14 protein-coding genes are annotated in these 12,228 nt (G+C 70.1%); 3 read left to right on the plus strand and 11 right to left on the minus strand.

The window, feature by feature from the left end:
* Positions 1-170 precede the first annotated feature (170 nt).
* Positions 171-1,205 carry a CAP domain-containing protein gene (locus ACZ3HQ_RS00435; RefSeq protein ID WP_467506746.1) on the plus strand — a complete coding sequence of 345 codons (1,035 nt, stop codon included), beginning with the start codon at positions 171-173 and terminating at the stop codon, positions 1,203-1,205.
* Positions 1,206-1,225: 20 nt separating this feature from the next.
* Here the strand turns inward: ACZ3HQ_RS00435 and ACZ3HQ_RS00440 are convergent, their stop codons facing one another.
* Genes ACZ3HQ_RS00440 through ACZ3HQ_RS00455 form a run of 4 tightly spaced genes read right to left on the minus strand, consistent with a single transcriptional unit; the run spans position 1,226 to position 4,272 of the window.
* Complete coding sequence (locus tag ACZ3HQ_RS00440; RefSeq protein ID WP_467506748.1) at positions 1,226-2,467, minus strand: tyrosine-type recombinase/integrase; 1,242 nt, start codon at positions 2,465-2,467, stop codon at positions 1,226-1,228.
* The gene (locus ACZ3HQ_RS00445) at positions 2,467-2,661 is read right to left on the minus strand and encodes a helix-turn-helix transcriptional regulator (protein WP_161188420.1); all 195 of its coding nucleotides are present in this window, start codon (positions 2,659-2,661) and stop codon (positions 2,467-2,469) included. The genes ACZ3HQ_RS00440 and ACZ3HQ_RS00445 overlap by 1 nt, the downstream gene beginning before the upstream one ends.
* Positions 2,658-4,046, minus strand: coding sequence for a replication initiator protein RepSA (repSA, locus tag ACZ3HQ_RS00450; RefSeq protein ID WP_467506750.1), 1,389 nt, complete (start codon positions 4,044-4,046; stop codon positions 2,658-2,660). The genes ACZ3HQ_RS00445 and repSA overlap by 4 nt, the downstream gene beginning before the upstream one ends.
* A 25-nt stretch (positions 4,047-4,071) precedes the next feature.
* Entirely contained in the window at positions 4,072-4,272 is a 201-nt protein-coding gene (locus tag ACZ3HQ_RS00455) for a hypothetical protein (RefSeq protein WP_467506752.1), read from the minus strand.
* Between the two features lie 446 nt (positions 4,273-4,718).
* On the opposite strand from ACZ3HQ_RS00455, the gene ACZ3HQ_RS00460 reads away from it, so the two are divergent.
* Both ACZ3HQ_RS00460 and ACZ3HQ_RS00465 read left to right on the plus strand, forming a co-directional pair.
* Positions 4,719-5,456 carry a GntR family transcriptional regulator gene (locus ACZ3HQ_RS00460; RefSeq protein ID WP_467506754.1) on the plus strand — a complete coding sequence of 246 codons (738 nt, stop codon included), beginning with the start codon at positions 4,719-4,721 and terminating at the stop codon, positions 5,454-5,456.
* Positions 5,457-6,648: 1,192 nt separating this feature from the next.
* Positions 6,649-7,050, plus strand: a complete 402-nt coding sequence (locus ACZ3HQ_RS00465; protein WP_467506755.1) for a winged helix-turn-helix transcriptional regulator — start codon at positions 6,649-6,651, stop codon at positions 7,048-7,050.
* Here the strand turns inward: ACZ3HQ_RS00465 and mutM are convergent.
* From mutM to rsmD, 7 genes are all read right to left on the minus strand, one after another.
* Positions 7,023-7,883, minus strand: coding sequence for a bifunctional DNA-formamidopyrimidine glycosylase/DNA-(apurinic or apyrimidinic site) lyase (gene mutM / locus ACZ3HQ_RS00470; RefSeq protein ID WP_135789981.1), 861 nt, complete (start codon positions 7,881-7,883; stop codon positions 7,023-7,025). The genes ACZ3HQ_RS00465 and mutM overlap by 28 nt on opposite strands.
* Positions 7,884-7,967: 84 nt before the next feature.
* Complete coding sequence (gene rnc / locus ACZ3HQ_RS00475) at positions 7,968-8,816, minus strand: ribonuclease III (RefSeq protein WP_364816187.1); 849 nt, start codon at positions 8,814-8,816, stop codon at positions 7,968-7,970.
* Positions 8,817-8,823: 7 nt separating this feature from the next.
* Complete coding sequence (gene rpmF, locus ACZ3HQ_RS00480; RefSeq protein WP_003951102.1) at positions 8,824-8,997, minus strand: 50S ribosomal protein L32; 174 nt, start codon at positions 8,995-8,997, stop codon at positions 8,824-8,826.
* 2 nt (positions 8,998-8,999) lie between these two features.
* Complete coding sequence (locus tag ACZ3HQ_RS00485) at positions 9,000-9,653, minus strand: YceD family protein (RefSeq protein ID WP_467506756.1); 654 nt, start codon at positions 9,651-9,653, stop codon at positions 9,000-9,002.
* Positions 9,654-9,785: 132 nt separating this feature from the next.
* Complete coding sequence (locus ACZ3HQ_RS00490; protein WP_467507940.1) at positions 9,786-10,877, minus strand: cell division initiation protein; 1,092 nt, start codon at positions 10,875-10,877, stop codon at positions 9,786-9,788.
* 118 nt (positions 10,878-10,995) lie between these two features.
* Positions 10,996-11,475 carry a pantetheine-phosphate adenylyltransferase gene (gene coaD, locus ACZ3HQ_RS00495; protein ID WP_350899732.1) on the minus strand — a complete coding sequence of 160 codons (480 nt, stop codon included), beginning with the start codon at positions 11,473-11,475 and terminating at the stop codon, positions 10,996-10,998.
* Positions 11,476-11,501: 26 nt separating this feature from the next.
* Complete coding sequence (gene rsmD, locus ACZ3HQ_RS00500; protein WP_467506758.1) at positions 11,502-12,206, minus strand: 16S rRNA (guanine(966)-N(2))-methyltransferase RsmD; 705 nt, start codon at positions 12,204-12,206, stop codon at positions 11,502-11,504.
* Positions 12,207-12,228 lie beyond the last annotated feature (22 nt).

Consider the following 12,228-nt stretch of genomic DNA (forward strand, 5'->3'; position numbering starts at 1 on the left):
CCTAGCCGCCGGATGTCCCGCGAGGCACACCCTGCCCCAGTGGCATGCGGTACCGTCCCGGTCCAATGACTCTCATCTGAAACTCACTCGATCGAGTGAGTTGGCTCGGCCGGGGGGATTCGCCGTGACCAGGCGTCGGCCGACCGCGAGAACGAGGAATGGGGCAGGGCATGGGACGCCATCGACGATCCGGCACCGGAATCTCGGAGGCGGGGTCGTACGGACCCGGGGGCACCGCGTCGTACCAGCGGCCGCAGGCGTACGCGGCGACCGCAGCCCGCAGCACGGACTACCTGTACGCCACCGACGACGAGCGCCGGGCCCTGGAGGCCGACTTCGCCGCGACGGTCGGCACGAGGCAGCGCGGCCACCGGCGCGCCAGGAAGGCCGCCACCCCGGTGCGCACGGGCCTGCTGGGTGTCTCCGCCGCCGTCGCCCTCGGCACGGCGGCCGTCGCCACCGGCGCGGTGCCCGGTCTCCAGAACTACCGGCTCGGCACCAGCAGCGGCCCCGGCGAGTCCGTCCAGGCGGTGGGCGCCCCCGGCAACGCGGCCAGCGAGCAGGGCGGTGCCTCCGGCAGCGCGGACACCCCGAGCACCCCCGGCTCCCCTGCCACGGGCGGCCGGCAGGGCACCACCCCGGTGTCCCCGGCCCCGTCCGCCCCCGCGTCGGCCCCCACCTCGCAGGCCCCGGCGCCCGCCGAGCCGGCCCCCTCCAAGCCGGCCGCCGACCCCAAGCCCGACCCGAAGCCGACCGAGTCCCGGCCCAAGGCCCCGGCCCCCGAGCCGAAGGCCCCCGAGACCTCCGCGCCGGTCACCGTGTCCGCGCAGGCGGCCGCCGAGGCGGAGGTGCTGCGGCTGGTCAACGTCGAGCGGGCAAAGGTCGGTTGCACCCCGGTCACGGCCGACTCGGCGCTCACCGGGCTGGCCGAGGCGTTCAGCGGCGACATGGCCGCCCGCGGCTTCTTCGACCACACCGACCCCAACGGCGCCACCCCCTGGGACCGCGCCGCGAAGGCCGGCATAAAGGGCCTCGGCGGCGAGAACATAGCCCGCGGCCAGACCGACGCGGCAGCCGTCATGGACGCCTGGATGAAGAGCCCCGGCCACCGCGCCAACATCCTGAACTGCGACTTCAAGACCCTCGGCGTAGGCGTCCACCTGGCCCCCGGCGGCCCGTGGTGGACCCAGGACTTCGGCTACTGAGAAAGCCGCAGGTCAGACACCTAAGCCCCGTCCCGGGCCGTCTCCGGGCCGTCATCCTCCCGTTCCGCGTCAGCGAACATCCGGTCCACGGCGGCCCGAGTCCGGCTACCACTCGACGGCATCAGGTGCGTGTACGTCCGCAGCGTGAAACCGGGGTCGTGGTGGCCCAGGTACTCGCTCAGAGCCTTGATGCTCTCGCCCGCGTCCAGGAGCACCGAGGCGTAGAAGTGCCGCAGCGCGTGCATTCCGTTGTCCCGGCCCGGCTCCACACCCGAGGCCCGAAGCGCCGACCGCCAGACTCGATCGTTGAAGCGGTTCCGGTCCAGCGCGAGCCCGGCGGTACCCGTAAAGATCAGCGACGCCGTGACGGGCGGCCCGTCGAGGTTCTTCCAAGGCAGCGTGATCCGCTGGGCCGGGTGGCTCTTGAGATGACGTGCCAGCGCGAAGGCCACTGACTCGGGCAGGGGAACGTCTCGCTCCTTGCCGCCCTTGGGCGGAGCGAACACGGGTCGGCACAGGCGAAGTAGCTTGACCTGCCGGACGACGTGCAGCACACCGCCGAGAAAATCCACGTCTTCCACAGCCAGACCGAAAATCTCCCCCTGTCGCAGACCGCACCCGGCAGCCAGGTTGACCATCGCCTGGTATCGATCCGGCAGCGCGGCCCGGACGTTCTTGACCTGTTCGGCAGGCCACGGCCTGACCTTGCGCGGCTCCAGCCTGGGTGCTTGCACGGAGCGGGCACCACACGGGTTCACCCGGAGGACCCTGTCCTCGACAGCAGCGGTGAACACCGTCGAGACATGAGCGAAGATCCCGCGCCGGTACCCGGCCGACAGGCCCCGGTCTTCCAACGTCCGCAGCCAAGCCCGGAGGTGCGACGGGGTGAACGAGCCCATCGGCCGCGTGCCCAGGTACGGAATCGCGTGCAGCCGGAGCCGACTCTCGACGGACTCACGGGTCAGCGGGTCCGTGATCTGCGTCGTCATCCACTCCGTGGCGTACTGCTCGAAGGTGACCTTGCCAGCGTCCGGGGCAACGTAGTCGCCGCGCGACATATCGGCCTCGATGTTGGCGAGCCACTGTTCCGCCTTGCGCTTCTGCTTGTCGGGGAAGCTCTTGGACTTCTCGGTGCCGTCCGGGCCGATGTAGCGGGCGCGGTAGCGCAGGCCGACGCCGTGGCGGTCGGTCCTGACGCGGACGGGCTTGCCGGTCGGGCCGGGCTCCGTCTTGTACCAGCGGTCTTGGATGTGTCCGGCCATCAGGCGGCCCCTTCCATCAGGGACTCGACCCAGGCGCGCACGTCTTCGGGGTCGAAGCGGAGGTGTCGGCCGACGCGGAAGCCACGCGGCCCGGTGCCCTTGCGTCGCCACTGGTAGACGGTCTCGACGCTGGGCAGGCGAAGGAGGATTACGAGGTCTTCCGGGGTGAGGTACTGAGCGGGCAGGCGGCTCATGCGCACACCTCCCAGTCGTCCAGGTCGGCCAGCGCTTCCCGCGCGGTCTCCCGGTTGACCCGGATCTCCTTGGCGATCGATGCGGCGAGCCAGGACTCACCGGGGGTGTGTCCCTGCCCGGCATACGTCCAGTGGGCAAGCACCAGCGTGGAGCCCTCCGAGTCGTCGAGGTCCTCGGAGAGCCCGCGCTCGCGGCGTTCCTGCCGGGCGCGGTAGTCGGCCCGCACCTGGCGCAGGGCGCCCAAGGTGGTTGAGAAGCTGCGAGACTTGGTGGAGAAGTGCCCGCGGAAGCCGAGCATGTGAGCCCACCGCGCCAGCATCCGGTCCGGGTAGGCGTCGTCCAGGTCCCAGCAGGCTTCGATCAGGCGCCGGGTGTGCTCGGGCAACGGCAGCCGGTCCAGCTCGGAGAGCTCTCCGATCCGGTGATCCACCGTGCCAGTCGTCTCGGCTGCCTTGGTCGCGTACTTGGCGACGTAGGAGGCCACTGCCTGTTCGGTCAGTTCCTCGCGGTCCAGGGCGCCGATCGCCTGCACGTCCACCTGAGTCCCCCACCGCAGCACACGGGCCCGGTGCTCACCGGCGGCCGGGACGGGGACGGAGACACGAGCGGCGGCGGCCCGGATCGCGTCGTCCAGGAGAGCGATGCTGGCCCAAGCCGGCGGGGCGGTGTCGGGGCCGTCCGGTCCGTCGAGGCGGATGACCGCGTGGAAGTGAACCGCGCCGCGCTTCTGGAACTCGGCCACCTTCCCGAACGACACCCGGCACACCTCGGTGAGCGCGGCTTGGGTAAGTCCGGCACGGGCGGCGATCTCACGGCGCAGGTAGATCGTGAACCGGCGCCACAGGTCGCCCGCGTGGTTGTTGAACAGGACTGCGCCCGCGTAGTCGTAGCGGCCCGGATCAAGCGCCGTACCCAAGGCGGGGTCGTCCTCGGCGTGGGAGCTCCCGCAGCGGCAGCGGCCGGAGTCCGGGCGGTTGTGGACCGGGCCGAACGACGGGGCGGTCAGGGTGGCGAACACGCGCGGGTGGTCGCGGACGACCGGGGAGACGCCCTTGAGCGGGTCGCCGGTGATCCCGGCGCGGATCAGGTGGTAGGTGTCCCCGGCGTACGTCCAGGCGCAGGCCGGGCAGCGGGAGGCACGGCGGTTGCCGCAGGCGACCCGTAACGCCCCACCCGGCTCATCGGCCGTGCTGTAGGAGTAGAGGACTTCACCAGTCTCACGGTCACGGGTGGTGGTCTGGCCCATGAGCCGGATCGGATGCGCGCACCCACCCGTGCGCCGGACCTGTTCCTGCCAGCGGTCGAAACCAGGGGCATTGGCCACCCGCAGCAGATCCGCCAGGGTGAGGGGATCGGTGCCCAGGGAGGCCGCAGCACCGGCCACGGCCTCCGGGGGACGGGGAACACCGTCACGCGGCCACCTCCGCCGAGCCCGGTTCGGGGCCGGTCAGCGCGCCGAACGTCTTGTCGGCCGGGCAGATCAGGTCACCGTCGTGGGTGAGGATGCGCAGGCCGTCGATGGGGACCCACGTCCACTGGGGGGCGCACTCGCCGCAGCCGGGACAGGCGGAGGGGCGCTCCATCAGGTCCAGGCAGGAGAAGAGTTCCACGATCAGACCTCCATCGTTCCCGTGCCGACGCAGACGGGGCACCAGATGTCGAAGCCGGTCGTGTCGTAGCCAGACCCGGCGCACTCGGCGCAGGCGCCCCAAGTGCGGTTGGCGTACTCACTCGCGCACTCGGCCGGGACGGGGCACCGGCGCTCACCACAGACCGGGCAACCCCGGCCCCCACGTACCAGACGAACCGGCGCCTCAGCCGAGCCGACCGACGAGGCGGCAGGCGCGATCACCACAGAAGCAGGCATGATGGGGCTTCCCTTCGAGGGAGCCAGGGGCGGCGGTTCTTCTTGGCGGTTGAGCGCCGTCCCTGGGCACATGGCGTAGTACGTGCCGAATCCCACCTGTTGGAGCGCGGGGGCACAGCTCTATAGTGTTTTAGAGCACCCTCCGCGTCAAGGAGGTGTTCTAAAGTGCTCTAGAAGGGAGCTGTTCGCATGAGTGGGGACTCGCCCGCCCTGCCGCCGTACCGGCGCATCGCGGCGCAGATCAAGGGCCGGATCGAGCGCGGCGAGTTGCAGCCCGGTGACCGCATCCCGTCCGTCCGCGAGATCGTGCGCGACGATGGCGTCTCCGTGGCCACGGCTACGCGAGTCGCGTCCGTTCTGCGGGCAGAGGGATACGCAGAGACCATCCCAGGGATTGGAACGGTGGCGCGTATGCCCAGCAAGCTCACGACCGGACCCGACCGACTTCAGTTGCAGCGGACCACGGGCAGTGGCTTCCGGCCCGGCGAACGGGTGGAGATCATCAGCGCTGGGATCGTCCCCGCTGACTCCGAGGTGGCTGACGCCCTGGAGGTCGAGGAAGGCGCGTCGGTGGTTCAGCGCCGACGCCGATACCTCGATGAGGACGGCGTGATCGCCCTGTCCACGTCGTGGCTCCCTGGAGAACTTGCCGAGGCCGCACCTGAACTGATCGTCACCGGCCCGCTGCCGAAGATGACGTTCGGCCTGATCGAGGACCGGACAGGCCGACGCGCGGTCAAGCGACGCGACTCGGTGTCGATCGAGGAGCTTCCGGAGGACGTGGCACCGCTGCTGGAGCTGGCTCCCGGCACCCCCGTGCTGAGCATGGCCAGTCACTATTGGGACCAGAACGGCCAGATCACCGAATACGCGCGGGACTACATGGGGCCCGGTCGCGTGCTCGCCGCAGAGTACGACCTCCAGTAAGCCGCCCGGCGCCTGACCTGCCAGGCCCCCGAGTTACGGGTTTCTCTACCTCATCAAGCCCCGGCTGCGCTCCGCTCCGCCGGGCGCGCTTCCCGGCTCCGCTGCGGGCGCCACTCCTGCCTCCGGCCCGCTCCGCCCGCGCTGCGCCGACGCGCGCCCTGGTGAGGGTAGGCCGACGGCATGAGGTCAGAACACGTCGTGGACGGGGCGGTCGGCTCCACGACTTTAGCCAGCCACTTTGGCGCGAGCCTCGAAGATCATGGCCCCAACGTCGTGCTTTAACGGGCAGGTCCACAGACTGCCCGACGCGCCGGAAGCTTACGGGGCCATGATCACTCCCCCCAAAGCAGCTCCAGCCCAAAGCCGCTCCACCGACCTGGAAGCCTGTCAGTGTCGGCGCAGTTCAGGCCACTCTTTCCAACAAGCCGCATGCGAGACCCCTACGAGGCTCGCCGAGCGGCAGCGAGTTTGGCCGAGCTTCGCGCCGAGCACCTCGTTGCTGGAAGTGAGCGCTCACAGACGTACTCGATTGGGGCCTTGTCCGCCCGCTGTTACGGTCATCAGGACTGGCACGCCTTACTGGGTTCAAGTCCACGCCACTGGCACCCAGTTGACCAACCGGCCATGCTAAGGTTCCCAGTTACAGAATGAACGCATGCCAGAGAGACGTCTGCGACACCTTCCACCGCGCGCTGACGCCTCATGGCTCAAACCCGAGGAGGACCCTTGACTCGCAAGCGACTCCCTCGTACCGGTAAGACATTGCATTGCAATGTCAATGCCGGTACGGAGGACAGTACACCACGGCGATTCTGGCAGGCAAGCAACTTTCACCAGGCCGCAAAGTTGGTGTCGTCCCTTACCTACTTGTTCTACGCGGCAACAAGTCTGACGAAGTGGGTCCTGCACTCGGTCCTGCACTTCTTCTTCTGACCGGATCACCTTCTGGCGGACTTGATAAGCAAGCCCGCCAGAAGGCATCCTCGGGCCGCCGCCGGGCCGTCAACGGGTGCTCGTTAACGACCAACGCCGACAGCCGTCGACAGCCAAGCCACAGGTCACTGCATTGCTCGGCCCAGGAACCGCAGGCCAGGACCCCGACCTCTCACTTCTTCGGCTACTGAAACGCCGGGCGCTAACCCTCGGTTAGCGCAACCTGGCGGTCAGCGCATCCCTCGCCTACCCTGGCGGCATGAGCGGGAGCATTCAGGAGCGGTCGGGCGAGGAGTGCGACTTCGACGTGTTCGCCAGGGCCTGTCCGTCGCGGGGGACGCTGGAGCATGTCACCGGGCGGTGGGGCGGCCTGGCGCTGAGTGCGCTGTACGAGGGGTCGCTCCGGTTCAACGAGCTGCGGCGGCGGGTGGACGGGGTCAGCGAGAAGATGCTGTCCCAGACGCTCCAGGCGCTGGAGCGAGACGGGCTGGTGCACCGGGAGGCACAGCCGGTCAACCCGCCCCGCGTGGACTACGAACTCACCGACCTCGGCCGCCGGGTCGCCGAGCGGCTGCTCGCCCTCATCCACTGCGTGGAGGGCGCCATGGACGAGGTCCTCGCCGCCCGCGCCCGTTACGACGAGACGCGCGGCGCCCGCTGACACTTCGGGCAGAAGTAGCTGGACCGGTTCATCCACGGGCGCCGCAGCATCGGCGTACCGCAGCGGCGGCAGGGCAGGCCCTCGCGGCCGTAGGCGTCCAGGGAGCGGTCGAAGTAGCCGGACTCGCCGTTGACGTTGACGTACAGGCTGTCGAAGCTGGTGCCGCCGACTTCCAGGGCCGCGTTCATCACGTCCCGTACGTGGCCGAGGAGTTCGGCGGTGACCGGGCGGGTGAAGGTGGCGGTGGGGCGCTCGTAGTGCAGGCGGGAGCGCCACAGCGCCTCGTCCGCGTAGATGTTGCCGACGCCGCTGATCAGGGACTGGTCCAGCAGGGCCCGCTTGATCGTGGTGCGCTTGCGCCGCAGCGCCTGGTGGAACACCTCGTCGTCGAAGACCGGGTCCAGCGGGTCGCGGGCGATGTGCGCGATCACGTCGGGCAGGCCCTCGGCGGTGTTGTCGTGCAGCGAGAGTCCGCCGAAGGTGCGCTGGTCCACGAAGCGCAGCTCGGTGTCCAGCTCGTCGGCGAACCGGACCCGTACCCGCAGGTGCTTCTCGTCCGGCGCCGTGTGCGGCTGCACCAGCAATTGGCCGCTCATCCCGAGGTGGGCGAGGACGGACTGCCCGGTGTCGGCGAGCGGCAGCCACAGGTACTTGCCGCGCCGGCTGGGCGTACCGAACCGGTGCCCCTTCAGCCGGTGCGCGAAGTCGTCGGCCCCCGCCAGGTGCCGCCGCACCGCACGCGGATGCAGCACCTCGGCCTCAGCGACGGTACGCCCGCCGACCCACCGCTCAAGCCCCCGCCGGACGACCTCGACCTCGGGCAACTCGGGCATCGACAACCCCCTTGAGGAGAACCGTTGGAAAGAGCCGAGCGCCCGCCCCCGACGGACGGGGGCGGGCGCTCGGGATGTGCTCGGTCAGGCGGTGGCGGACGACGGTGCGTCGTCCGGGGCGGCCTCGGCCTCGACGGCCTTCGCCGCCTCGGCGCGCTCGTCCGCGGCGGCCTTGATGGCCCGCCAGGCGGACTCGGCGGCCTGCTGCTCCGCCTCCTTCTTGCTGCGGCCGGTGCCGGTGCCGTACGAGACGCCCCCGACGCGGGCAGCAGCAGTGAAGGTCTTCTCGTGGTCGGGGCCGGTCTCCGTGACCAGGTACTCGGGAACGCCGAGCCCCTCGATCGCGGTGAGCTCCTGGAGACTGGTCTTCCAGTCCAGGCCGGCTCCGAGGTTCGAGGACTTCTCGATCAGCGGGTCGAAGAGCCGGTGGACCAGCTCGGACGCCGCGTCGAGGCCCTGATCGAGATAGACCGCGCCGATCACCGCTTCCAGGGTGTCGGCGAGGATGGACGCCTTGTCCCGGCCGCCCGTGCCCTCTTCACCACGGCCGAGCCGGATGAAGGAACCCAGGTCGAGGCCACGGCCGACCTCCGCCAGCGCACGCGAGTTGACCACCGCGGCCCGCAACTTGGCCAGTTGGCCTTCGGGCAGGTCGGGGTGGATGCGGTACAGCGTGTCCGTGACGACGAGGCCGAGCACGGAGTCCCCGAGGAACTCCAGCCGCTCGTTCGTCGGCAGACCGCCGTTCTCGTACGCGTAGGAACGGTGGGTCAGCGCGCGCACCAGAAGGGCGGACTCGACGTGGTAGCCGAGCCGCCCTTCCAGAAGCGTGTGGGACGAGGCCATGTTCTCCGCCTTGCCGTTCCCGCGTCGGCGGGAAGCATTGGCTTCGGCGTCTTCCACCTTCTTGGCAGTGGACACAGTGCCTCTCACCGGCCGCTCAGACCTCGAGGACCTGGCGCTTGTTGTAGGTGCCGCAAGACGGGCACGCGATGTGCTGCTGCTTGGGCTCGTGGCAGCGCTCGCACGCAACCAGGGTGGGGACCGCAGCCTTCCACTGCGACCGGCGGTGGCGCGTGTTGCTGCGCGACATCTTCCGCTTCGGAACAGCCACGGCTACTTCTCCTGCTTCTCGTCGGCACGTGCGGATCGAGGCACGTCGCCGCTCATCTCGTCCTTCTCGCCGTCCGACATGGTGTCGGCGAGTCCCTGCAATGCCGCCCAACGAATTTCGACGGCGTCGTGGTGGTGGTCCGGGGCGTCCGTGAGCCGCGCTCCGCATTCGGAACACAGGCCCTGACAGTCGTCCTGGCACACCGGCTGCATCGGCAGTGCGAGCACCACCGCATCCCGCAGCAGAGGCTCGAGGTCGATCAAGCCGTCCTCGATGTACTGCCTGTCCTCGTCGTCCTCGGCGTCGTCGCCCGGTTCCGCGATCACGCGGCCACGGTCGTCGGCGTCAGGGTACGAGAACATTTCCTGGAAGTCCGCTTCGAGCTCCAGCCCGACCGGCTCCAGACACCTTACGCACTCCCCCTTGGCCGATGCACGGGCGGTGCCTGTGACAAGCACCCCTTCCATGACCGACTCCAGACGGAGGTCCAGCTCCAGCGGGGCGCCTTCCGGCACTCCTACGACGCCCTCGATACCGAGGTCCCGGGGGGCGTCGACCTCGCGGGTCAGGCGCTGCATCGCACCAGGCCGCCGACCCAGCTCGTGCGTGTCGATCACGAGAGGGTTGCGATGGTCGAGACGTGCGTTGGAAGCCATTCCTGCTTTCGGTCCGGGCTAGGAGGGACGCGGCCCGACGGTGTTCCGGGCAGCGCTGATCGCGGGGATACACGCGACCGAACAGCCAGGATACTGGACCTTTCGCTCAGGGCCCAATCGGGCCCCACGCGCCTACAGCCCGCGGCCCTGTTCGTACGCGCGGAGCTGCTCCGCGCTGATCATGCCGGTGTCGAAGAGGCTGGTCTCGTCCAGGGCGTAGTCCTGCTGAGCCTGCCCCTGCTGACCGTGCTGACCCTGCTGCTGCGGGTCGTACGGCGCCTGCTGGGGGTCGTAGCCGTGGAAGGAGCCCTCCGCCTGCGGGGCGTAACCGTTGGGGGCGGCGTACGGGTCCTGCTGGTAGCCGTACGCCTCCTGCGGGGCGTAGCCGGGCTGCGGGGGGTAGGCCGCCGGGTAGGCGTCGGGCTGCTGGTAGCCGTACGCGTCCTGCTGCTCGTACGCCGGTTCCGGGGCCGCCGGGGCGCGCTGGGCCGGGGCCGGCGGGGTGTCGGCCAGGGCGGCGAGGTCGGCCAGGTAGTCGGCGTCGCTGGAGTGCTGGAAGGTCGTGGTGTCGTCCGCGAGGGCGCCCAGGTCGTCGGTGGCGATCCGGCCGTGCAGCTTCTGCCGGCCGCGGTGGACGGCCTCCAGGGTCTTGGCCAGCACCGCCTCGAAGGCGCCGAGCTTGACGTCGACGTAGGCGTCCGCGTCGTGGCGCAGGGTCTCCGGGTCCTGGCTGCGCTCGGGGGCGTCCTCGTCCTCGTAGCCGTGCTCGTCGAGGCCCGGGCCGGTGCCGAGCAGCTTCTCGCGGCCGCGGCCGACCGAGCCGAGGGTCTTGGTGAGGACGACCTCGAAGTTGGCGAGCTTGGAGTCGACGTAGTCGTCGGCGTCCGCGCGGACCTGCTCGGCCTCGGCGCGGGCCTCGGCCAGGATGCGGTCGGCCTCGGCCTGGGACTGGCGGGCGACCTCGGTGCCGGCGATCAGGCTGCCGCGCTCGGCGTGCGCGGTCTCGATGATCCGCTCGGCCTCCTGGCGGGCCTGCTCGACCATCTGCTCGCGGCCCCCGATCAGCTCCTGGGCCTGTTCGAGGGAGCCGGGCAGTGCCTGGCGGACCTCTTCGAGCAGCGCGAGCAGTTCCGCGCGGTTGACCACGCAGGAGGCCGACATGGGCATGGACCGGGCACCGGAGACCGCGGCGACGATCTCGTCGAGCTTGTTCTGGACGTCCACCTGGCTCGCCACTCTCTGCTGCTGTGTTGGAGACGGACGGGACGACTGTACGGCCATGGGGCGGCCGTCCGACACCGGGTGACGTGTCGTCACCTTCCCCCGCCGCCCCTTGGGGGCGTCAGTCCTTCCGGAGCCGGTCGCCGAGTGCCGCGAGCACCGGCGGGGGCACCAGGTGGGAGACGTCGCCGCCCCAGGCCGCGACCTCCTTGACCAGGGAGGAGGAGAGGAAGCTGTAGGTGGGGTTGGTGGGCACGAACAGCGTCTCGACACCGGTGAGGCCGTTGTTCATCTGGGCCATCTGGAGCTCGTAGTCGAAGTCGCTCACCGCGCGCAGGCCCTTGACGATGGCGGGGATGTCGCGGTCCTTGCAGAAGTCGACGAGGAGGCCGTGGTGGGCCTCGACGCGGACGTTGGCGTACTCGGCGGTGACCTCGCGGATCAGGCCGATCCGCTCGTCGACGTCGAACAGGCCCTTCTTGGAGGTGTTGATCATCACCGCGACGAACACCTCGTCGTACAGGCGGGAGGCGCGGGCGATGATGTCGAGATGTCCGTTGGTGATCGGGTCGAACGATCCGGGACAGACGGCGCGGCGCACGGGAGATCCCTCGCTCTCGGGTCCGGTCATCGTGCGTCTTCGCACGGTGAGGCGGCGCGACCGTACCAAAACGTTCCCTCGCCGTAACGACGGGACCGGATCGCTTCGAACCCCTCCGGCCAGTGGAATTCGCCCCCTCTGGTGCTGCGCTCCACGGTGACGAGGGCTTCGCCGGTCAGCCAGCCCCCGGAGCGGAGTGTGAGGAGGATCTCGCGGAGATCGTCGTCGGAGACGGCGTACGGGGGGTCGAGGAAGACCAGGTCGTAGGGGGCTGCGGGGGGTGCGGTACGGATGACTTGTTCCGCTTTGCCCGCCCGCACTTCGGCGCCGGGGAGGCCCAGATCGCGGACGTTGTCGCGGACGGTTCTCGCGGCCCGGGCGTCGGCCTCCACGAGGAGGGCGTGGGCGGCGCCGCGGCTCAGTGCCTCCAGGCCGACCGCGCCGGAGCCGGCGTAGAGGTCGAGGACTCTCTCGCCGTTCAGGGGGGCGCCGAGGAGGGACTGCCAGGTGGAGAAGAGGGCTTCGCGTGCGCGGTCGGAGGTGGGGCGGGTTCCTGTGCCGGGCGGCACGGAGAGGCGCCGTCCGCCTGCGGTGCCGGCGATCACGCGGGTCATGTGAGGGTCCTTCTTCTTTGGGGTTTCTCTATTTTCGCAGGTGGTGGGGGGGTCTTGTGATGCGTCGGCGGGTGCGGGGCCGTTGTGGCCGGTCGCGCCCACGCGGCGGAGCCGCATATGGACACAGCCCCGCGCCCCG

Source organism: Streptomyces sp. NPDC018263 (genome assembly GCF_055562575.1).